At 71.8% G+C, this 20,766-nt stretch carries 17 protein-coding genes; 5 read left to right on the top strand and 12 right to left on the bottom strand.

From position 1 onward, the window contains the following. Positions 1–65: 65 nt before the first annotated feature. Both QOM21_RS18600 and QOM21_RS18595 read right to left on the bottom strand, forming a co-directional pair. Positions 66–1,394 (bottom strand): nitrate/nitrite transporter, encoded by a 1,329-nt coding sequence (locus QOM21_RS18600; protein WP_407551526.1) that lies wholly within the window; start codon positions 1,392–1,394, stop codon positions 66–68. Beyond that, a complete protein-coding gene (locus tag QOM21_RS18595; RefSeq protein ID WP_407551524.1) occupies positions 1,391–2,098 on the bottom strand; it encodes a GntR family transcriptional regulator in 708 nt (235 codons plus the stop codon). The genes QOM21_RS18600 and QOM21_RS18595 overlap by 4 nt, the downstream gene beginning before the upstream one ends. Positions 2,099–2,484: 386 nt before the next feature. Here QOM21_RS18595 and QOM21_RS18590 point away from each other — a divergent pair, with 386 nt between their 5' ends. Beyond that, positions 2,485–2,661, top strand: coding sequence for a hypothetical protein (locus tag QOM21_RS18590; protein WP_393893109.1), 177 nt, complete (start codon positions 2,485–2,487; stop codon positions 2,659–2,661). Positions 2,662–2,803: 142 nt separating this feature from the next. Here QOM21_RS18590 and QOM21_RS18585 read toward each other — a convergent pair whose 3' ends face one another. Genes QOM21_RS18585 through pdhA form a run of 3 tightly spaced genes read right to left on the bottom strand, consistent with a single transcriptional unit; the run spans position 2,804 to position 6,503 of the window. Then, complete coding sequence (locus QOM21_RS18585; protein ID WP_407551522.1) at positions 2,804–4,267, bottom strand: dihydrolipoamide acetyltransferase family protein; 1,464 nt, start codon at positions 4,265–4,267, stop codon at positions 2,804–2,806. 23 nt (positions 4,268–4,290) lie between these two features. Next, on the bottom strand, positions 4,291–5,274 hold the full coding sequence (locus QOM21_RS18580; RefSeq protein WP_407551520.1) for an alpha-ketoacid dehydrogenase subunit beta: 984 nt from the start codon (positions 5,272–5,274) through the stop codon (positions 4,291–4,293). A gap of 2 nt (positions 5,275–5,276) precedes the next feature. Beyond that, positions 5,277–6,503 carry a pyruvate dehydrogenase (acetyl-transferring) E1 component subunit alpha gene (gene pdhA / locus QOM21_RS18575; protein ID WP_407551518.1) on the bottom strand — a complete coding sequence of 409 codons (1,227 nt, stop codon included), beginning with the start codon at positions 6,501–6,503 and terminating at the stop codon, positions 5,277–5,279. A 328-nt stretch (positions 6,504–6,831) separates the two neighbouring features. On the opposite strand from pdhA, the gene QOM21_RS18570 reads away from it, so the two are divergent. From QOM21_RS18570 to QOM21_RS18560, 3 genes are all read left to right on the top strand, one after another. Next, the gene (locus QOM21_RS18570; protein WP_407551516.1) at positions 6,832–7,491 is read left to right on the top strand and encodes a response regulator; all 660 of its coding nucleotides are present in this window, start codon (positions 6,832–6,834) and stop codon (positions 7,489–7,491) included. Between the two features lie 151 nt (positions 7,492–7,642). Continuing rightward, on the top strand, positions 7,643–8,059 hold the full coding sequence (locus tag QOM21_RS18565) for a pyridoxamine 5'-phosphate oxidase family protein (protein ID WP_407551514.1): 417 nt from the start codon (positions 7,643–7,645) through the stop codon (positions 8,057–8,059). A gap of 52 nt (positions 8,060–8,111) precedes the next feature. Continuing rightward, entirely contained in the window at positions 8,112–9,155 is a 1,044-nt protein-coding gene (locus tag QOM21_RS18560) for a phosphotransferase (RefSeq protein ID WP_407551512.1), read from the top strand. 167 nt (positions 9,156–9,322) lie between these two features. On the opposite strand, the gene QOM21_RS18555 is transcribed toward QOM21_RS18560, so the two are convergent. Beyond that, entirely contained in the window at positions 9,323–10,927 is a 1,605-nt protein-coding gene (locus QOM21_RS18555) for a protein kinase domain-containing protein (protein WP_407551510.1), read from the bottom strand. Positions 10,928–11,240: 313 nt separating this feature from the next. Here QOM21_RS18555 and QOM21_RS18550 point away from each other — a divergent pair, with 313 nt between their 5' ends. After that, positions 11,241–12,899, top strand: a complete 1,659-nt coding sequence (locus tag QOM21_RS18550; RefSeq protein ID WP_407551509.1) for a protein kinase domain-containing protein — start codon at positions 11,241–11,243, stop codon at positions 12,897–12,899. Between the two features lie 153 nt (positions 12,900–13,052). Here QOM21_RS18550 and QOM21_RS18545 read toward each other — a convergent pair whose 3' ends face one another. The 6 genes from QOM21_RS18545 to QOM21_RS18520 all read right to left on the bottom strand — a co-directional run bounded on the left by QOM21_RS18545 (position 13,053) and on the right by QOM21_RS18520 (position 20,428). After that, positions 13,053–13,625 (bottom strand): bacterial proteasome activator family protein, encoded by a 573-nt coding sequence (locus tag QOM21_RS18545; RefSeq protein ID WP_407551507.1) that lies wholly within the window; start codon positions 13,623–13,625, stop codon positions 13,053–13,055. Between the two features lie 220 nt (positions 13,626–13,845). Then, entirely contained in the window at positions 13,846–14,415 is a 570-nt protein-coding gene (locus QOM21_RS18540; RefSeq protein WP_407551505.1) for a hypothetical protein, read from the bottom strand. A 482-nt stretch (positions 14,416–14,897) separates the two neighbouring features. Next, a complete protein-coding gene (locus QOM21_RS18535) occupies positions 14,898–15,875 on the bottom strand; it encodes an NAD(P)H-quinone oxidoreductase (RefSeq protein WP_407551503.1) in 978 nt (325 codons plus the stop codon). A 238-nt stretch (positions 15,876–16,113) separates the two neighbouring features. Next, positions 16,114–17,259 (bottom strand): potassium channel family protein, encoded by a 1,146-nt coding sequence (locus tag QOM21_RS18530; RefSeq protein ID WP_407551501.1) that lies wholly within the window; start codon positions 17,257–17,259, stop codon positions 16,114–16,116. Then, positions 17,256–19,349, bottom strand: coding sequence for a molybdopterin-binding protein (locus QOM21_RS18525; protein WP_407551499.1), 2,094 nt, complete (start codon positions 19,347–19,349; stop codon positions 17,256–17,258). Before QOM21_RS18525 ends, QOM21_RS18530 begins: the two co-directional genes overlap by 4 nt. Then, a complete protein-coding gene (locus QOM21_RS18520; RefSeq protein WP_407551497.1) occupies positions 19,346–20,428 on the bottom strand; it encodes an NTP transferase domain-containing protein in 1,083 nt (360 codons plus the stop codon). The genes QOM21_RS18525 and QOM21_RS18520 overlap by 4 nt, the downstream gene beginning before the upstream one ends. Between the last annotated feature and the right edge of the window lie 338 nt (positions 20,429–20,766).

The raw sequence follows: 20,766 nt of genomic DNA, 5'->3' as shown, positions 1-20,766 counted from the left end.
TCGGGTTTCACGTGAAACGCCGGCAGCACCCGCGGCGGGCCACCGCCCCCACCGGCCAGGAGCCGTCACGCGGGAACGTGTACCGCCTCGACCCGGCTGACCACCAGCCGCTCCCGCTCACGCCGCGCCGCGCGCCGACGCAGCCGCAGAATCTGCGAGACGCCGAGCGCTTCCAGGACGAAGAGGGAGAGGAAGGCGATCCGGTAGTTGTCGCCGGTCGCGTCGAGGAGCACACCCACGGCCAGCAGGGTCGTCATCGAGGCGGTGAATCCGCCCATGTTGACGATGCCGGAGGCGGTGCCCTGCCGCTCCGGCGTGTTCGCGGGCCGGGCGAAGTCGAAGCCGATCATCGAGGCGGGGCCGCAGGCGCCCAGCACGACACACAGCGTGACCAGCAGGCCCATGGGCGCATGCGCGGTCGGCCAGGCCAGCGTGATCCCCCACATCAGCGCGGTGGCGCCGACGGTACCGAGGGCCAGCGGCATACGTGCGGCGTGGTGGCGGGCGATGACCTGGCCGAAGATCAGCCCGACGGCCATGTTGGACAGCACCACCAGGGTGAGCAGCTCCCCCGCGGTGCCGCGGGACAGGCCCTGCGCCTCGACCAGGAACGGCAGCCCCCACAGGAGCAGGAAGACCATCGCGGGGAACTGGGTGGTGAAGTGGACCCACATCCCGAGCCGGGTACCGGGCTCCCGCCAGGCCTCCGTGATCTGCCGCCGCACGAACGCGGGGCCGGTGTGCTCGGCGGGCGCCGGGGGCGGCTCGTAGCCCTTGGGGTGGTCCTTGAGGAAGAGCAGCAGCAACGCCAGGACCACCAGACCGCCCACCGCGCTGGCAGCGAAGGTCGGGGTCCAGCCGAAGCTGTGCAGGAACCGGGCGAGCACGAGCGTGGAGATCAGGTTCCCCGCCATGCCGACGAGTGCGGCGATCTGCGCGATCATCGGCCCGCGGCGCGCCGGGAACCACCGGGAGCCCAGCCGCAGCACGCTGATGAACGTCATGGCGTCACCGCAGCCGAGCAGCGCCCGGGAGCCGAGCGCCATGGCGTAGGACTCGGAGAGCGCGAAGCCGAACTGGCCGAGCGTGTAGAGCACGACCCCGAGGGTCAGCACCTTCTTGGGCCCGAGCCGGTCGACCATCAGGCCGACGGGTATCTGCATCCCCGCGTACACGAGCAGTTGCAGGATGGAGAAGGTGGACAGCGCGGAGGCGTTGATGTGGAAGCGCTCGGCAGCGTCCAGCCCGGCGACGCCGAGGCTCGTACGGTAGGTGATCGCGACGAAGTAGACGGCGACGCCGATGCCCCAGACGGCCATGGCCCGGCGGCCGCCGGGCGGGTCCGAGGGCAGCAGGCGCGCCGAGGCGCCGCCCGCCGGTGTGCTGCCGCTCATCGCACGTCCCCCTGCGCGAGGTTGCGGACCCAGCTGACGTGCCGGTGCACGGCGTCGGTCGCGGCGTCCGGATCGCCGGCCCGCAGCGCATCGAGGATCTCCGCGTGCTCGGCGAGGTTCTTGGCGATCCGGTCGGGGTGCGCGTGCATCACTGCGACCCCCATCCGCAGCTGCCGGTCGCGCAGCTGCTCGTAGAGCCGGTCCAGGATCTGGTTGCCCGCGTTGCGCACGATGGCGGCGTGGAAGGCCCGGTCCGTGACGGACACGGCGGCCAGATCCCCGGACTCGACCTGCTGCCGCATCGTCTCCAGCAGCTCGGTGAGCTCGTCGATCAGCGCCTCGCCCGCGGGCACCGCCTTGGCCGCCGCGTGCTTCTCCACCAGCAGCCGGGTCTCGACGACGTCGGCGATCTCCTGCGCGGAGACCGGCAGCACCAGCGCGCCCTTCTTCGGGTAGAGCTTGATCAGCCCCTCGACCTCCAGCCGCAGCAGGGCCTCGCGCACCGGCGTGCGCGAGACGCCCACGGCCTCGGCCAGCTCACCCTCGGTGAGCAGCATGCCGCCCTCGTAGCGGCGCTCCAGGACGGCGTCCTTGATGTGCGCGTAGACCCGCTCGGCGGCGGGCGGCGCTTTGGTGGCCTGCTTGGCGGGCCGGTCGGCGGGGGCGGATTCCCTGGCGGCGGTGCGGGTCGGGGCGGAGGACATGCGCACAGGATAGATACAACAGGTATGCGTGCGGTGGAACATTCCGCGATGCGGACAGTCCGGGCCATGGACGGCGGCAGAGCCGGGCGCTCGTGCGCCCTCTCGACCCACCGGGCAGCCGGCGGCCACACCGACGGTCAGCGGCCGTCCCGGCAGCCGGCGGCGCCCGCCGGCACCTGCCGGATACCGTCGTCGTGCGCCTCCGGCTCCAGGAAGGGCCCACCCATCGGCGCCCGCCCCGAGGGTCGCCTCTGCCGCAAGGGGGAGGACGGGTCAGACTCAAGTCTGATGCGAGTCCGTACCTGACGCGTACGCAACGGCCCGGATCGCGTGGCTGAATGGAGGCACGGAGCCGGAAAGGCTTCGTCACCCAAGGGGAGTTGAGCATGCAGCCCAGGACGACCGCCGGCCGCCGCACCCGGAACACCGTCGTGGTGGCCCTGATCGTCGCGGCGCTGTGGGCGGGTGCCGCCATCGCGCGCGGCGCCGCGCCCGGCGAACGCACCGGCCCGACCGGCCCGGTGGCGCACTTCAGCCGCGCGGTGGAACTCATCCGGGGCTGAGCCGCCCCGGGGCGGCGGTCGCGCCGCCGCCCGAAGGACGGGCGCGCGCCCCTCGCGCGCCGGTCCCGCACTCGAACACACCGGTGGCCCGCCTGCACACGGCAAGCGGGCCACCGGTACGCGGGTGCTCATCCCGGGGCCATCAGCCCCAGGTGATCAGCCGCTTGGGGTGTTCCAGCACCGCCGCGATGTCGGCGAGGAGCTTGGAGCCCAGCTCGCCGTCGATCAGACGGTGGTCGAAGGACAGCGCCAGAGTGGTCACCTGACGCGGCTTCACCTTGCCCTTGTGCACCCACGGCTGCAGCTTGACCGCACCGAAGGCGAGAATCGCCGACTCCCCCGGATTGAGGATCGGCGTGCCCGTGTCGACACCGAAGACACCGACATTGGTGATCGTCACCGTGCCGCCGGCCATCGCCGCCGGAGACGTCTTGCCCTCCCGGGCCGTCGCCACCAACTCACCCAGCTCCTCCGCGAGCTGCGGCAGCGTCTTGACGCCCGCGTCCTTGATGTTCGGCACGATCAGCCCGCGCGGAGTGGCCGCCGCGATCCCGAGATTGACGTAATCCTTGAAGACGATCTCCTGACGGGCCTCGTCCCAGGACGCGTTGACCTCCGGATGCCGCCTGATCGCGACAAGGAAAGCCTTGGCGACCAGCAGCAGCGGATTGACCCGCAGCCCCGCCATGTCCGGATCCTGCTTGAGCTCCTGGACCAGCTTCATCGTGCGCGTCACATCAACGGTGACGAACTCCGTGACATGCGGCGCCGTGAAAGCACTGGCCACCATCGCCTGCGCGGTGGCCTTACGGACACCCTTCACCGGCACGCGACGCTCACGGGCGGCCGCATCGACGGTGCCGACCGCGCCGGCGGTGTCCGGAGCGGGCGCCTCGGTGGCGGACGGCGTGGCCACCGAAGGAGCCGGCGCCGGTGCGGCGGCGGCGTGCACGTCCTCGCGGGTGATGATCCCCTCGGGGCCGGTCGGGATCACGGCGGTCAGATCGATGCCGAGGTCCTTGGCGAGCTTGCGCACCGGCGGCTTGGCCAGCGGCCGGCCGGCGGGCGCCGCGGGCGCCTGCGGGACGGCAGGGGCCGGGGCGGCCGCCGCCGGAGCGGGCGCCGCCCGCCCGTTCATCTCCGCCTGAAGCCCCGCGGTCACCGGCTCCGACTGGGCCGGCACCCCCGGCTGCGGCTTGCGGGCCCGGCGCTTGGTCGAGGACGGCGCGGCGCCGTAGCCGACGAGCACCGCCTGCCTGCCCTGCGGCTCCGCGTCGTCATCGGCGGCACCGGCGGCCGGCGGGGCCGGCGCCTGCTGGGCCTGCGGCGGTGCCGCGGGCCCGGCGCCCGGGTCGGTGTCCACCGAGATGATGACGGTGCCGACGTCGACGGTGACGCCCTCGCCGAAGTTCAGCTCGTGCACCACCCCGTCGAAGGGGATGGGCAGTTCGACGGCGGCCTTGGCGGTCTCGACCTCACAGACGACCTGGCCGTCGGTGACGGTGTCGCCCGGCTGGACGTACCACTTGAGGATCTCCGCCTCGGTGAGCCCCTCGCCCACGTCGGGCATCTTGAACTCACGGAAGCGCTGATCAGTTGCGGTCATGGTCACGACTCTCCTCAAGCCCTTCAGTACGCCAACGCGCGGTCAACGGCGTCGAGCACCCGGTCAAGTCCCGGCAGGTACTCGTCCTCCAACCGGGAGGGCGGATACGGAGCGTGGAACCCGCCGACCCGCAGGACCGGGGCCTCCAGGTGGTAGAAGCAGCGCTCCGTGATCCGGGCGGCGATCTCCGCGCCCGTACCGAGGAAGACCGGGGCCTCGTGGACCACGACCAGCCGGCCGGTCTTCTCGACCGACGCCTGGACGGTGTCGAAGTCGATCGGGGAGAGCGAGCGCAGGTCGACGACCTCGACCGACTTGCCCTCCTCCGCCGCGACCTTGGCGACATCGAGGCAGACCTTCACCATCGGGCCGTAGGCGGCCAGCGTGAGGTCCGATCCGGCCTGTGCGACGCGTGCCGCGTGCAGCGGGTCGGGGATCGCCTCGGTGTCCAGCCGCGACTTGTCGTGGTAGCGGCGCTTGGGCTCGAAGTAGATGACCGGGTCGTCGCCCGCGATGGCCTGCTGGAGCATCCAGTAGGCATCCGAGGCGTTCGAGGGGGAGACGCACTTGAGGCCCGCGACGTGCGCGAACAGCGCCTCGGGGGATTCCGAGTGGTGCTCGACCGCGCCGATGCCGCCCGCGTAGGGGATGCGGATGACGACGGGCACCTTGACCTTGCCCAGCGCCCGCGCGTGCATCTTCGCGAGCTGGGTGACGATCTGGTCGTAGGCGGGGAAGACGAAGCCGTCGAACTGGATCTCCACGACGGGGCGGTAACCACGCAGGGCCATGCCGATCGCGGTGCCGACGATGCCGGACTCGGCGAGCGGGGTGTCGATCACCCGGTCCTCGCCGAAGTCCTTCTGCAGCCCGTCGGTGACCCGGAAGACGCCGCCGAGCTTGCCGACGTCCTCACCCATGACGAGGACCTTGCTGTCGGCCGCCATGGACGTCCGCAGCGATTCGTTGATCGCCTTGGCGATGGTGATCTTCTCGAAGACTGCCATGGTCAGTTCCCCTCCGCGGCGGCATCGGCGTCGGCGAAGGACGCCTGGTACGCGGCGAACTGCGCGCGCTCCTCATCGACGAGCGCGTGCCCGTCGGCATAGACGTTCTCGAAGATCGCCATGGTGTCCGGGTCGGGCATCGCCCGGACGACGTCGCGGACCCGCTTGCCCAGGGCCTCGCTCTCCTCGTCGATGGAGGCGAGGTAGGCGTCGTCGACGAAGCCCTCCGCCTCCAGGTACGTCCGCAGCCGCTGGATCGGGTCCTTGGCCTCCCAGGCCAGCGTCTCCTCGTCGGCCCGGTACTTCGTCGGGTCGTCGGAGGTGGTGTGCGCGCCCATGCGGTACGTGAACGCCTCGACCAGCGTCGGGCCCTGGCCGGTGCGGGCGCGCTCCAGCGCCGCCTTGGTCACCGCCAGACAGGCCAGCACGTCGTTGCCGTCGACCCGGACGCCCGGGAAGCCGTAGCCGCGGGCACGCTGGTAGAGCGGGACGCGGGTCTGCCGCTCGGTGGGCTCGGAGATCGCCCACTGGTTGTTCTGGCAGAAGAAGACGACCGGGGCGTTGTAGACCGCGGAGAAGGTGAAGGACTCGGCGACATCGCCCTGGCTGGAGGCGCCGTCACCGAAGTACGCGATGACCGCGGAGTCCGCGCCGTCCTTCTGCACGCCCATCGCGTAGCCGGTCGCGTGCAGCGTCTGCGAGCCGATGACGATGGTGTAGAGGTGGAAGTTGTTGCTGTTGGGGTCCCAGCCGCCGTGGTTGACCCCGCGGAACATGCCCAGCAGGTTCGTCGGGTCGACGCCACGGCACCACGCCACACCGTGTTCGCGGTAGGTCGGGAAGACGTAGTCGTCGTCGTGCAGCGCGCGGCCGGAGCCGATCTGTGCGGCTTCCTGGCCCAGCAGCGAGGCCCACAGGCCCAGCTCGCCCTGACGCTGGAGAGTCGTCGCCTCGGCGTCGAATTTCCTCGTCAGCACCATGTCGCGGTAGAGACCGCGCAGTTCTTCGGGGGAAAGGTCGATCGCGTATTCGGGGTGCTCGACCCGCTTGCCCTCCGGGGTCAGCAGTTGTACGAGCTGATCCTGCTCCGCCTGGTCGCGCCGGTCCGCAGGGCCGGTTTCCGCGCCCTTGGCGGTCGCGGCCTTCTTGGCCGGCGACGCCTTTTTGGCGGTGGTGCGCTTGCTGCCGGCGCGGGTGGTTTTCCGCTGGGCAGTGCCTTCCACGGTCACGTGCTGCTCCTCCGTCTGTCCGGCCCCCGGGGTCCGCCGGTGGCCGTATTGCGGCTCACCCGGTATCCGATACGGCGCACGGGGTGTGTGCGAACGCGGCCGGATCCGGGTGGAACAAAGCGTCCCGGACAGTGGCCTGCTCATTGCACGTTACCCATTGTCAAAGCCTAAGTGGAAACGGCGCTGACCTGCGATTTTGCTTGGATTTCCAAGTAAATCGCGGGGGCTGGGAACAACTCCTGGTCACAGCGTTGCAGGCCGCCGGGACAACGGCACGTTATATCGGTGACCTGGAGCACGGGAAGGGTTGGTGTGTGAGACTGAGGCCGTGCACGAAGACGGAAAAATCACTGTATTCCTGCTCGATGACCACGAAGTGGTCCGGCGCGGCCTGCACGAAATGTTGTCCGCCGAAGCGGACATCGAGGTGGTCGGGGAGGCAGGCACCGCCGCAGATGCCCAGGTCAGGATCCCTGCGACCCATCCGGACGTCGCCGTTCTCGACGTCCGCCTGCCCGACGGCAGCGGCGTCGAGGTCTGCCGGGAGATCCGTTCGCAGAACGATGAGATCAAATGCCTGATGCTCACGTCATATGCGGACGACGAGGCGCTCTTCGACGCGATCATGGCCGGTGCGTCCGGGTATGTCCTCAAGGCCATTCGGGGTAACGAGCTGCTCTCCGCGATCCGCGACGTGGCGGCCGGGAAGTCCCTGCTGGACCCGGTGGCGACCGCCCGGGTGCTGGAGCGGCTGCGCGACGGCGACGGCCCCAAGGGCGATGACCGCCTCGCGAACCTCACCGACCAGGAGCGCAGGATCCTCGACCTGATCGGGGAGGGACTGACGAACCGGGCCATCGGCGAACGACTCCATCTCGCCGAGAAAACAATCAAGAATTACGTCTCCGGCCTGCTCGCCAAACTCGGTATGGAACGCCGTTCGCAAGCCGCCGCGTATGTCGCGCGAATGCAGGCGGAAAGGCGCTGACCAGGCCGGGAACAGATGAAACGGCCGCGCCGGTGCCGCAGCTTTTCGACATCGCGAATGCCCGGCGGCCTCGGCCGTTCGGGACCAAGGTCCCCTCTTCTCGGGGCTGCCGTCCCTGTTGCCGGTCCGGCCGGCCGTGCAGTCTGAGGAGATGCCCACCGACGACATGTACGCCATCGAGCTGCTCGGCCGGACCGCCTACGGACGGGTCTCGGCGAGCCGCCGGGCGCTGCCTTTCACCGCCGTCACCCGGCATCTCGTCCTCGACGGGCGGCTGACCGTGCGGCTGCACCGCGGCCACGGCTACCACCGGGCGCTGGACGGCAGCGTGGTCGCGTACCAGGCCGACAACGCCCACAGCGACGCGTGCGACACCTGGTCCGTACAGGTCACCGGCACCGCCCGGGTGCACGATCCCGGCACCGGCGAGCGCGCCCTCTTCGGGCAGTCCCCGCTGCTGGCGGACGGTGAGCCCTACGATCCGGTGTATCTGCGCATCGCGCCGCGGTTCGTGACGGTGCACCGCCTCTCGGACGGCCCCTCCTCCCGATATGCGCACTCTGCGTAACGCATTCCGGTAAGCCCACTTCGCGGCATGTAGTTGATCTAACATCTGGCGCGTGCTGCGCTCATCTGTAGCCCGGACGGCTGCCACGCCCGACGGGCACACCCTCGGATCCCTGCTGCGCCGCTACCCCGGCGCCCAAGAGCCGCTGTCGTGCGAACCCGTCGCCGAGGGCCTGCTCAACCACGGCTACTTCCTCGCCACCACCCACGGGCGCTACTTCCTCAAGCACCACCTCGACGGAGACCTCGGCGCCCTCAGCCGCCAGCACCGGGCCACCCGCAGACTCGGCGCCCTCGGCCTCCCGGTCGCGCCACCGGTCGCCGACATGGACGGCCGGACCGTCACCGTGCTGGACGGCCGCTGCTACGCCCTGCACCCCTGGATCGAAGGCGGACACCTCGGCGGCGCCGCGCTCACCGGCGACCGGTCCCGCCGGCTCGGCGCGCTGCTCGGCCTGGTGCACACCGCCCTGGAACAGGTGATGGCTGACGCCCCGCACCCACCCCGCCCGCCGTACGCGGAGGCCGCCGCCGACCCCGCGCGGACCTTCGAGATGATCGACGACCTGCTGGCCCTGGCCCGCCGGGCCCGCCCGCGCACCAGCTTCGACGAGCTCGCCGAGCACCGGCTGCTGGAGCGCAGGTCGCTGCTGGAACGACAGGCCCACCGCCGCCCCGCGCCGGGCTCGCAGCCCGCGGCGGGCTGGGTGCACGGCGACTTCCACCCCCTGAACGTGCTCTACCGCGGCGGCGAGCCGGCCGCGATCGTCGACTGGGACCGGCTCGGGGTCCAGCCGCGCGCCGAGGAGGCGGTACGTGCCGCCGCGATCTTCTTCGTCCGCCCCTGCGGCACCCTGGACCTGGCCAAGGTCGCGGCGTACGCGGGGGCCTACCGCGGCGCCTGCGGGGCCGGGCCCGGCGAACTCGCCGCGGCCGTGCACCGGGTGTGGTGGGAGCGGCTGAACGACTTCTGGATGCTGACCTGGCGCTACCGCCTGGGCGACCGCCGCACCGATCCGCAGTTCCCGGCGGCGGCCGCGCTGGCGGTGTGGTGGACCCGCGAGTACACCCGGGTCCAGGACGCGTTCACCGGCTGAACCGGCGTCGGCGCAACCGGGCCTCCAGCAGCTGCGCGCGGCTGTGTACCGCGCGCCCGCCGCGGCCGTGGCACACGAAACGGGCCGGGCTCCGATGATCCGGAGCCCGGCCCGCCATGTCGTTCCTGCTGTCGGCCGACGGGTGTCCCCGCCCTGCCGGCCCTTCGTCAGCCGCTGGTACCGAGCGGGCCGCCGTCGACGCCGGTGGTCGAGCCGCTGTCCGTCCCGCTGGTGGTGCCGGAGTCGGTGCCGCTGGAGGTGCCGCCGTCCGTCGTCCCGCCGTCCGAGGTCCCGCCGTCCGAGGTGCCGCCGTCGGCGTCGTCGGTGGGCGGCACGGACGTGGGCGGTGTGGACGTCGGAGGCTCCGAGGTGGGCGGCGAGGACGTCGAGGGGGTGGTGGGCGGCGTGCTCGGCGGCTCGGTGAACGTGCCGGAGCCGCCACCCGTACCGCCGGGCTCGGTCTGCGGCGTGGACGGCTCCTCCGTGGGCGGCTCGGAGGTCTTGTCCTCCTTCGACTGGCTCGGCGAAGGCGACTTGGTGGTGTCCGGACCGGTGTTGCCGCTGTTGGCGTTCTGCAGCGCGAAGGCGACACCGACCGCGATCGCGATCACCGCGAGCGCCGCGATCAGCCAGATCTTGCCGCGACCGCCCTTGCCGGGCCGGTGCCCGCCCTCGAAACCGCCGTCGTCCGCCCGCATACCGGGCGGCAGGATCGGGTTCGCCGCCGTGGACCCCGAATCGGGGTGCGGCAGCGCGGTGGTGGCGGCGGTGCCCATGGCCGGGGTGCTGCCACCCTCGTGCATGGAGACCGGACCGGTGTTCCAGGTGCCGGTGTGCCCGCCCTGCTCGTGGAGCATCTGCAGGGAGTACTGCACCAGCCCGCGCATCTCCTCCGCGGACTGGAAACGGTCGTCCGGGTCCTTCGCCAGCGACCGCATGACCAGGCCGTCAAGCTCCGGCGGCACCGCCTCGGCGACCTCGGACGGCGGCACCGGCATGTCCTGAACATGCTGGTAGACGACCGAAAGCGGGGTCTCGCCGGTGAACGGCGGCCGCAGTGCGAGCAGCTCGTACAGCAGGCAGCCGGTGGCGTAGAGGTCGGAGCGGGTGTCGACGGTCTTGCCGAGCGCCTGCTCCGGCGAGAGGTACTGAGGGGTGCCCATGACCATGCCGGTCTGCGTCATCGTGGACGCCGCGCCGTGCAGGGCACGGGCGATGCCGAAGTCCATCACCTTGACCGCGCCGCTGTGCGTGATGATGACGTTCGCGGGCTTGATGTCACGGTGCACGATGCCGTGCTGGTGGCTGTAGGCCAGCGCCTCCAGCACACCGGAGACGATGATCAGCGCCTGGTCCGGCGGCGGGGCGTCGGCGTTGAGCAGCAGATCGCGGATGGTGCGGCCCTCGACCAGCTCCATCACGATGTACGGCACGGTGTTGCCGCCGACGTAGTCCTCGCCGGAGTCGTAGACCGCGACGACCGCGTGGTGGTTCAGGCCGGCGACGGACTGCGCCTCCCGCGTGAAGCGGGCCTTGGACACCGGGTCCTCGGCGAGGTCGGCGCGCAGCAGCTTCACGGCGACGGTGCGGCCCAGCCGCACGTCCTCGGCCGCGAACACCTCCGCCATGCCACCCCGGCCGAGCCGGTGCGTGAGCCGGTAGCGGCCGTCGCCGACCAGCCCGCCGTTGCCCCACATCTCCGGTGCGTCGGGGATATTGGAGCCGGTGGCGTCAGGATCGGACGGGCCCTGGGGGCTCTGCGTCGGTGCCATCGGTCCTCGCCGTCGATTCGGTCCGCGTGAGAGCGGTAAGGTCTCGGTCTTCGCTAGAGCACGCTACAGGCTCCGCGACACCCGCCGGTCCGAAGTGGACCGGCCATCAAACCTTCCGGGCACCCGGTGTCGCAAGTTCACCAGGGGTATGAAGAGCCCCAAAACGTCTCACTGCCGTGACGGGATCTTGCACATCTGGTCACGGAACGGGCACACGGCTTGACGTGTCGGGGGCCTGGGGCAGACTTGGCTGCGGAATTCCAGAATTTGATCGCGATACGTGCGGGTAGTGCGCCTAGGGGGAAGCAAAACGATGAGCCAGGACGGCGCTCAAGGCCAATTCGAGGGCCGTTCGGTCGGCGGCGGACGCTACCAGCTTCGTGATCTTCTCGGCGCGGGCGGAATGGCTTCCGTGCACCTCGCATACGACAGCGTGCTGGACCGCGAGGTCGCGATCAAGACCCTGCACACCGAGCTCGGCCGGGAACAGGCATTTCGCGAACGCTTCCGCCGCGAAGCACAGTCGGTGGCAAAGCTCACGCACACCAATATCGTCTCGGTCTTCGACTCCGGTGAGGACGAGCTCGACGGCGGCATGGTGCCGTACATCATCATGGAGTACGTCTCCGGGCAGCCGCTGCGCTCGGAACTCGACGCCGATGTCGCCCGGCACGGCGCGATGCCGACGGAAAAGGCGTTGAAGATCACCGCCGATGTGCTCGCCGCCCTGGAGGCGAGCCATGAGATGGGCCTGGTCCACCGGGACATCAAGCCCGGCAACGTCATGATGACCAAGCGCAATGTCGTCAAGGTCATGGACTTCGGCATCGCCCGCGCCATGCAGTCCGGCGTGACGTCCATGACGCAGACCGGCATGGTCGTCGGCACTCCGCAGTACCTCTCGCCCGAGCAGGCGCTGGGCCGCGGCGTGGACGCCCGCTCCGACCTGTACTCCGTCGGCATCATGCTCTTCGAGCTGCTGACCGGGCAGCTGCCGTTCGACGCCGACTCCCCGCTGGCCATCGCCTACGCGCATGTGCAGGAGGAGCCCCCGGTCCCGTCGAGCATCAACCGCTCGGTGCCCCCGGCGGTGGACGCCCTGGTGGCGCGGGCGCTGAAGAAGAACCCCAACGAGCGGTTCCCGACCGCCGAGGCGATGCGCGACGAGTGTCTGCGCATCGCCGGATCCGCGCAGTCCGGCGCGACCCCGCTGATCATCAGCGAGGGCCCGCGGGCGCGCACCAGCGGCTCGTCGGTCTCCTCCGCGGTGTTCCCCGCAGCGAGCGGCAACCCGCACACGCCGGCGCCGCCGAGCGTGCAGCAGCCGTATCAGCCGACGCAGGCCGCCTTCGGGCCCTCGACGCCTCCGCCGCCGCCGAACAACGCCTATCCGACGCCGGCGCCGACTCCCGCGCCGTTCCACGGCGGCGGTTTCCAGGCTCCGCCGCCGTACAACCAGGCTCCCGTGACGGCCTCGATGCCGGCGGGCGGCGGCCCGGGCGGGCGGAAGAACAACACCCCGGTGATCGTCGTCTCGGCGATCGTCGGCGTGGTCGTGGTCACCGCGATCGCGATCGGCATCGGCCTGAGCGCCGGCTCCAGCGGCACCGAGGGCACCGACGACACCCCGACGTCGACCTACACGCCGTACTCCTACACGCCCTCGCCCAGCGCGAGCGTGCGGCCGGAGGACAAGACCGCGACGATCCTGTCGTCCGAGTGCACCAGCCCCACCAAGAGCTACAGCGACAAGGGCAAGATCCTTGTCCCGTCCTTCCGCTTCAAGAACCTGGACTCGGTGAAGGAGTGCATCAGGGCGGCCGGCTGGAACTACAAGATCGTGAAGGAAGAGGACAGCTCGATCTGGGGCAAGAACACCGTCACGGATCAGACCCCCGCGGCCATCAGCTGGTGGTACCCGAGCAGCAACGACACCATCGAGCTCACCATCTCGACCGGCCGTAGCGGCTGATGCGCGGCTGATTCGACGGAGCCCTCAGGGCCCGGACGAGCACGGAAGGGGCCGGCACGCAGTGCGTGCCGGCCCCTTCCGTGTTCCGCTTCCTCGTTCGCGCCGCTCCTTCGGTCCTCACGGGCGACAAGCGGTCGGTCCGACCGTCAGTCCTCAGAGGTACGGGCCGGAGCGGGCGCCGCCGTGGGCGGGGTGCTCCTCATCGCCTTCGAGCGGTCCGGCACCGGGCGGGAGCGCACGGCGCATCGATTCGAGTTGGGCGCGGGCCGCCATCTGCTGGGCGAACAGCGCGGTCTGGATTCCGTGGAAAAGGCCCTCGAGCCAGCCCACCAACTGGGCCTGGGCAATGCGCAGTTCCGCCTCCGTGGGCACCGAGTCCTCGGTGAAGGGCAGGGAGAGCCGCTCCAGCTCCTCCACCAACTCGGGCGCCAGCCCGTCCTCCAGCTCCTTGAGCGAGGTGGCGTGGATGTCCTTGAGCCGGACACGGCTCGCCTCGTCCAGCGGGGCGGACTTCACCTCTTCCAGCAACTGTTTGATCATGCTGCCGATACGCATGACCTTCGCAGGCTGCTCGACCATCTCCGTCACCGGCACCTCGCGACTCTCGTCGCCCTCGTCCCCGCTACCGGAGCCACCGGAGCCGGCGCTACCCAGCGCCATGCCATCCGGGCCGACAACCAGGACGTGCGGGCTATCCTGCGACCGTTCGTTCATCGGCATATCCATGCCGCCATTCTCTCGTATCGGTCCTCAAGAAACGTGGTGCCCCCAGGGGAGGGTGATCCACCGCGTCGGAGCGAAGTCGTTGTACGCGCGATCCTTGTACGCCCGTACGAAACCCCGGTCGGGGCGCGCGGCGGCCGACTCGCCGGAGAGGTGCGAGGACCCCATCGGATCGGCCCGCGCACGTCGTGGGGCCGCGCTGTTTCACGTGAAACGGCAGCGGTCAGCGGCGGCGCAGCCGAAGGCCGAGAAAGGCGAGGCCGAGGCCGGTGAGAGCAAGGCCGGTGCCCATCGGAAGGACGCGTTCGACCCGCGCTTCCGGCGCTTCGAAGGTGTACGGACTGCCCTCGGCCGCCGGGCCCGCTTCGAGACCTTCCTGCGTGGTGTCGGCCCGCCCCTCGGGCGCCCCGGGCGTCTGCCGCGGCGCCCCCGGTGCCACGAACCGTTCCCGGGCCTCGGGACGGCGCGGAGGCTTCGCCGGAGCGGCCTTCTTCGGCGCCGGCGAGGTGGCCGGCGGCGACGGTGCTGGTGAGGGCTCTGCGGGGGCCGGGGGGATCTGCGCGTCGGACGGCTCGGACGGCTTCGGGCTCTCCACCTCGGGGGCCTCACGGCCCTCGTCCCGCGGCTCCTGCGTGGACTCCGGCGGGGAGGCGGCATCCGTCGGCGGCGGGGAGGGGTGGTGCGGTGCACTCGGGAGGTGGGACGGCGGCTCCGGGAGAGCGGGGAGCAGATCCGGTAGCTCAGGGAGGTCCGGCACGTCCGCGACCGGGTCCCAGTCATCCGCGAACCCCATCGGTGCCCCCGGGCGGCCGGGATGCCCCCGTCCCGCTCCTGCACGGCTGCCGGCCAGCGGAAGATCCGCCGGAACGCTGTCGGGCGGATCTTGCGGATGACCGAGGTGCGGGGGACGGTCGACCGGTGTTCTCTGCTGGTCGACGGCTGTCGCGGTGGTTGCCGCCACGTGAAGCGGGAGGACCGCAGCGACCACCAGAAGGCTGGTGGCGATGCGCGAACGGAACCGTGGAGCCACGACCATTGCCCCCTCCGTACCGAGCCGTCGAGTGACGTGTCCAGCGTCACATCTCTCAAGATTTCCGGCATCTCGGGCAGGTCGTTCGAGCGAGGAGGCGGGCCGGGGCTCATGAGCTGGGCCAACCGGCGTAACGGCGTCCTGCCGGCCGGCGCCGCCTGCCGGATCCCGTCGCGGAGGGGGCCGCGCGGGCCGGGACGGGCCGGGACGGGCCCGTGGACCCGCCCCCTTCGCGGCCGGCCGCGTCAGACCGTCAGCACGACCTTGCCGACATGTGTGCTCGCGTCCACCACACGGTGCGCCTCGGCGGCGTCCGCCATCGGAATCGTGCGGTCCACGATCGGCCGGACCTGGCCGTTGCCGATCAGTGGCCAGACGTGTTCGCGCACCGCGGCGACGATGGCCGCCTTCTCGTTCAGCGGGCGGGCACGCAGCCCGGTGGCGGTGATCGCGGCACGCTTGGACAACAGGGCCGCGAGATTCAGCTCCGCCTTCACCCCGCCCTGCATGCCGATGATCGCCAGTCGCCCGCTCACCGCGAGCGCCTTGACGTTCTTCTGCAGGTACTTGGCGCCGATGATGTCGAGGATGACGTCCGCGCCCTTGCCGTCGGTGGCCTTGCGGATCTCCTGGACGAAGTCCTGCTCGCGGTAGTCGATGAGGATGTCCGCGCCCAGCTCCGCGCAGCGCGCCAGCTTCTCCGGACCGCCGGCGGTGACCGCCACGCGCGCACCGACCGCCTTCGCCAGCTGGATCGCCATCGTGCCGATACCGCTGGCGCCGCCGTGCACCAGAAGCGTTTCGCCGGGCCGCAGGTGCGCGATCATGAAGACGTTGGACCAGACCGTGCACGCCACCTCCGGCAGCGCGGCGGCCTGGACCAGGTCGATGCCCGGCGGCACCGGCAGGACCTGCCCGGCGGGCACGGCGACCTTCTCGGCGTAGCCGCCACCCGACAGCAGCGCGCACACCTCGTCGCCCACGGCCCATCCGCTGACGCCGGGGCCGACCTCCGCGATCCGGCCGGCGCACTCCAGACCGGGGTACAGGGAGGAGCCGGGCGGTGGGTCGTAGAAGCCCTGACGCTGGAGCAGGTCGGCGCGGTTCACCGCGCTGGCCACGACCTCGACCAGCACCTCACCGTCGGCGGGCTGCGGATCGGGCACGTCCGCCCACACAAGTGCTTCGGGGCCACCGGGCTCGGGGATAGTGATCGCTCGCATGGGCGCGAGGCTACTCGCCGTCCGCCCATGGGGCGACGGGGCGGGGGCGGCAACCGTCACCGGAGCGGAGATGCCGGTGACCGCCGACGAGGCCGCGTGGCAACAAGCGCCGACGGGTCACGGGGCCAACTGCCGGGCGCCGTAACGAGGATGACGGACGCGGCGGCGCCGGGCGGCCACTCGTCCGCCCGGGTGCCGGCCCGATCCCGGTGCGCCGGCCCGCGTCACGTCCCTGCCGTTACTCGCCCGCCCGGCGCATCGGGGAGACACCGCTGCCGGGCGTCGGCCCGTGCGGGCGGCCGGACTGCCGGCCCGGGAGGGCCTGTTCCTCCGTCGAGGCCGCCCGGACGATCGTGATCAGCCGGTCCGCCGTCTGCAACGGACTGGCCGCCGGGTCGTCATAACCGAGGAGGCGGTGGCCGCGCAGGACGGACACGACCAGATCCTCGGTGTCCCGGACGGACTTGCCGACCTCGGACTTCACCACCGGCCGCTCCACCAGGTCCAGGCCGCTGCCCTGCTGGATCAGATCCTCCATGACCGTGCCCGCGCTGGGGCTGAGCACCGAGAGCCCCAGCAGCCGGCCGGCCGCGCTGGCGGAGGTGATCACCGAGTCGGCGCCGGACTGCCGCAGCAGCGGGGCGTTCTCCTCCTCGCGCACCGCGGCGACGATATTGGCCTTCTTGTTCAGCTGACGCGCGGTCAACGACACCAGCACCGCGGTGTCGTCGCGCTGGGTGGCGATGACGACCTGCCGGGCGCGCTGGATCTCGGCCCGCACCAGGACATCGCTGCGCGTCGCGTCGCCGACCACGCCCGCGAAGCCGTCGGCCACCGCCGCGTCGATCACCTTGGCGCTCGGGTCGACGATGACGATGCGGTCGCGGCTCAAGCCCGTGGCGCAGAGGGTCTGGGCGGCACTGCGGCCCTTGGTCCCGAAGCCGACGATGACGGTGTGGTCGCGCAAGGCGTTTCTCCAGCGTTTCAGTTGCCACTGCTCGCGGGTGCGTTCGGTCAGCACCTCCAGTGTGGTCCCGACCAGGATGATCAGGAACAGCACCCGCAGGGGCGTGATGAGCAGGATGTTCAGCAGTCGCGCGGTGTCGCCGTAGGGGACGATGTCGCCGTAGCCGGTGGTCGAGAGGGTGACGGTCGCGTAGTAGACGCAGTCGAGGAGGTCGACGCTGCCGTTGGCGTTGTCGTGGTAGTCGTCGCGGTCCACCCAGACGATGAAGACCGTCGCGACGAGGACGGCGAGCGCCATCAGCAGGCGGCGAAAGACCTGGCGCAACGGCGCCATGGGAGTGCGGCGCGGCAATATCACCCGGCGCGAGTGATCATCGGGGATCTCGCGCGCGGCGGCGTCCTGGGACGGGAGCTTCACGCGGTTCCTCCGGCGGGGGGCGTGGGGAACGGGGAGCCTGCGGAGTGCGCCCCGGACGGCGGCCACGGGGCGGACGAATCGGAGGCACCGGCGGGGCCGTACGCCGTGTCCGGTGTGGCCCAGCCTCCCGCGCCACCGGCCGACCAGGGCAGGTCCAGCAACTCCACCTCGTCACCGCGGTCCGCGCCGCCTGCCGGGATCACGGCGAGGGCGTCGGCGGCGGCGATCCCACGCAGCATGGCGGGCCCGTTGTAGTGCAGTGGCGCCGCCATCACGCCGTGCTGCTCGTCGTCCCGGTAGGCCACCGGGACGAGCCGGGTGTCGTGCGGATGCCCGTAGACGGCTCCGGCCAGCGGGGTGGGGTAGGCCGTGGCCGGGCGGCGGGCGGCGAGGGTTCGCAGCAGCGGCTCGGCGAGGGTGAGCAGTCCCGAGACGGCGGCGAGCGGGTTGCCCGGGAGGCCGACGAGGTGGCGGTGCGGGGTGATCCGGGCGAGCAGCATGGGATGCCCGGGACGTACCGCCACCCCGTCCACCAGCACCTCTGCGCCCAGGCGGCGCAGGGTGGGATGGACATGGTCGACGGGCCCCGACGCGGTGCCGCCGGTGGTGATGATCACGTCGGCGGTGGATCCGGCGATGGCCGCGTACAACGTGTCGGCGTCGTCCGCGAGGTGGCGGGGCGCGGCCGCCTCGGCGCCCAGCGCACGCAGCCACGGCGCGAGCATCGGCCCGAGCGCGTCGCGGATCCGGCCCTCCTGCGGCAGTCCGTGTTGCAGCAACTCGTCGCCCAGGATGAGGACTTCGACGCGGGGGCGGGGATAGGTGGTCAGCTCGTCGTAGCCGGCCGCAGCGGCCAGGCCGAGGACGGCCGGGGTCACCAGGGCGCCGGCGGGCAGGAGTTGGTCGCCGCGGCGGCACTCCTGGCCGCGAGGCCGGATGTCCTGGCCGGGCGACGGGGGCCGGGTGGCGAACAGCCGCGCCCGGCCGTCACCGAGGCCCCGTACCTCGCAGTGCTCGCTGCGCAGAACGGCGGTCGCGTTGCCGGGCACCCGCGCGCCGGTGGCGATCCGGATCGCATGGCCGTCGGGGAGCATGCCGACGGGGGCGTGCCCGGCCAGGATGCCGGGGTGTGAGCCGGCCGGAGCGGGGGCGTCGCGGTCGACGGGATCGTCCTCCGCCTGTTCGGTGAGGTCGGCCTCGTCCGGTGCGAGGGGGCTGCTCGTGGACCGGCCCTTTGCGCGGTCGGTGGTCTTGTCGGTGGTCCTGTGGGTGTTCTTGTCGCTGGTCCCGGCGGTGGTCCTGGCGGTGGTCCTGGCGGTTGCCCCGTCCGTGGTCCTGTCCGTGGTCCGGTCGTCCGCCGGGCGGTCGAGACGCCAGGGGCCTGGGCCGGACACCGCCCAGCCGTCCATGGCCGAGGTGTCGAAGGACGGCAGATCGGTGAGCGCGGCGAGGGGCGCAGCCAGCGTCCGGCCGAGCGCCTCCCCGAGCGACGACGTCTCGGGGGCGAGCGGCCCTACAGCGGCACGCGCGGCGATCTCACGGGCCGTCCCCCACGGGGCGGCAGGGGCATCCGAACGGTGCGCGCCGGGGGCCGGAGTGTGGTGATCGGCGGCTGCGGGGTCGTCCTGAGTGGGGCGGTGAGCCTGGCCGGGGTGAGGGTTCTGACCGGGGGGTGGGGTCTGACCGGGGGGTGGGGTCTCTCGGGCGTCCGCGGGGTCGCGGGGAGCGCTGGGGCCACGGTGGCCGCTGGGGCCGCGGGAACTGCCGGGGTCCTGGGAGCGGCCGTCATGGTCCTGGCGATTGCCGGGGGAGGGCACGTCGGCGGCGGATCGGGCTGAGCCCCGGGCATCGCCATCGCCATCGTCGGCGCCGGGGCGGGAGGCGGAAGAGCGACGAGAGGCTGAAGCGCTTCCGGAGGCGGGCCCCCAGAGGGCCTCGCACACGTCGAAGGTGCCGGACTCGCTGCCCTTGGCAGAGCCGTTGTTCTCGTACGGCGCCCGGGGGGCCGCAGGACGTACCCGCGCCGCTCCGCGACCGTTGGCCAGCGCGAGCGCGTCGGCGAGCGCGGCGTCGAAGTCCCCGTCGGTCATGGGGCGGTCTTCTTTGCGTTGTCCGGGTGCTTGTCGGCCTTTGCTTCGTTGCCGGTGGGGCTGGTGGCGCCGGTGGGCCCGTCCGCCCGGTCGCTACCGGTGCCCTCCGCGGCCCACCGGTTGGCCAGCGCGACAGCCTTGGCGGACAGTTCCGCCACGTCACGGCCCTGTTGGCCCGCCGCGTAGCCGATCAGAAACGTCGTCAGCGGAGCGGCGGGGCGGGCCACCCCGTGTGCCGCGTCCCGTGCGAGATCGAGGAGTACCGGCGTATCGACATCGAGTTCGATGCCCAGCTCGGCCTTGACTGCGGTGATCCATTCGTCCAACACGTTTCCATGCTCCCTGATCCGGGCGCGTGCAGCGCTGATGTCTTCCCAGGTGTCGCAGTCGAAGGATGCCGTGGACGTGGCATCCGGGACGCGTTCGAGCGTCAATCGGGACGTCAGCGCACGCAGCGGCAGCCCGGCCAGGCCCCCGTGCGCGGCACGCAACCGCTCCAGCTCCCGGCGCAACGGCTCCACCCGATAAGCCGCCACCAACGGCTGATCCCGCCCCGCCCTGTCCCGCAGAAGCGCCCCGTCGGGGGACGGGACCGTACTGCCTGGGCCGCCGGGGCGGGGAGCGTCGGGGCGAGGGGTCGCGTTCTCCTCGGAGGCGTCGGGGCGAGGGGTGGTGTTCCCCTCAGGGGCATCGGGGCTGGGCGTGGCGTAGCCGGCCGTTGCGGCTTCAGGGGCCGACTGCGTCGCTGCGGCCAGCAGGTCACGTACGGTCGCCGCCGTCAGAAAGGGCAGGTCGGCCGAGAGGACAAGGACCGTAGGAGCGGAGGTCTGCCGCAGACCTGCATCCAGCGCGGCGAGCGGGCCGCCACCGGGTGGATCCTCCAACGCGCGGCGAACCTCGCGGCTGGTCGGACGCCGGGGGCCGACAACGACCGTCACCGCGGCATCCGGGCAGGCCGCGAGCACGCGGTCCAGCAGGGGGCGGCCGCCGACGGACAAGGCGGGTTTGTCCGCCCCGCCGAGCCGACGGGCCGCACCTCCGGCCAGCACGATGGTGTCGTAGTCGGTGTGGTCGCTCACCCCATGAGTATCGCCGGGAGCGCCGTCATCACACAGGGGCCACCGAGTCGCTGTGGTTACAGGGCGGTCACCGTGCCCCCACTGCCACGGAGAGGCCCAGAGTCACGGGCCCGGGTCGCACAGACATCCACGGGCCCGGGTCGCACCGACATTGCAGCCAGAGCTCCACCACCGCCCACCCGACAGCCCCGTCACCGACGAACAGAGCAGGACCCGCAGGCCCTCAGGACCCGCAGGCCCTCAGGACCCGCAGGCCCTCAGGGCCTCAGGGCCTCAGGCATCGGCTCGCAGCCCCTCGGGCTCCGGGCCGCTGGGCTCCGCGCCACTGGCTCCGCGCC

Origin of the sequence: Streptomyces sp. Pv4-95 (genome assembly GCF_045782725.1) — a bacterium.
Classification (GTDB): domain Bacteria; phylum Actinomycetota; class Actinomycetes; order Streptomycetales; family Streptomycetaceae; genus Streptomyces.
Note: the sequence above shows the minus strand (reverse complement) of the source record. Positions and strands in the feature narration are given on the sequence as shown.

What these genes read in the sequence shown, in the direction of transcription:
- QOM21_RS18600 (WP_407551526.1), bottom strand. Translation starts at nt 1,394, where the DNA reads ATGAGCGGCAGCACACCGGCGGGCGGCGCCTCGGCGCGCCTGCTGCCC.
- QOM21_RS18595 (WP_407551524.1), bottom strand. Translation starts at nt 2,098, where the DNA reads ATGTCCTCCGCCCCGACCCGCACCGCCGCCAGGGAATCCGCCCCCGCC.
- QOM21_RS18590 (WP_393893109.1), top strand. Translation starts at nt 2,485, where the DNA reads ATGCAGCCCAGGACGACCGCCGGCCGCCGCACCCGGAACACCGTCGTG.
- QOM21_RS18585 (WP_407551522.1), bottom strand. Translation starts at nt 4,267, where the DNA reads ATGACCGCAACTGATCAGCGCTTCCGTGAGTTCAAGATGCCCGACGTG.
- QOM21_RS18580 (WP_407551520.1), bottom strand. Translation starts at nt 5,274, where the DNA reads ATGGCAGTCTTCGAGAAGATCACCATCGCCAAGGCGATCAACGAATCG.
- QOM21_RS18565 (WP_407551514.1), top strand. Translation starts at nt 7,643, where the DNA reads ATGCCCACCGACGACATGTACGCCATCGAGCTGCTCGGCCGGACCGCC.
- QOM21_RS18555 (WP_407551510.1), bottom strand. Translation starts at nt 10,927, where the DNA reads ATGGCACCGACGCAGAGCCCCCAGGGCCCGTCCGATCCTGACGCCACC.
- QOM21_RS18550 (WP_407551509.1), top strand. Translation starts at nt 11,241, where the DNA reads ATGAGCCAGGACGGCGCTCAAGGCCAATTCGAGGGCCGTTCGGTCGGC.
- QOM21_RS18545 (WP_407551507.1), bottom strand. Translation starts at nt 13,625, where the DNA reads ATGGATATGCCGATGAACGAACGGTCGCAGGATAGCCCGCACGTCCTG.
- QOM21_RS18540 (WP_407551505.1), bottom strand. Translation starts at nt 14,415, where the DNA reads ATGGGGTTCGCGGATGACTGGGACCCGGTCGCGGACGTGCCGGACCTC.
- QOM21_RS18535 (WP_407551503.1), bottom strand. Translation starts at nt 15,875, where the DNA reads ATGCGAGCGATCACTATCCCCGAGCCCGGTGGCCCCGAAGCACTTGTG.
- QOM21_RS18525 (WP_407551499.1), bottom strand. Translation starts at nt 19,349, where the DNA reads ATGACCGACGGGGACTTCGACGCCGCGCTCGCCGACGCGCTCGCGCTG.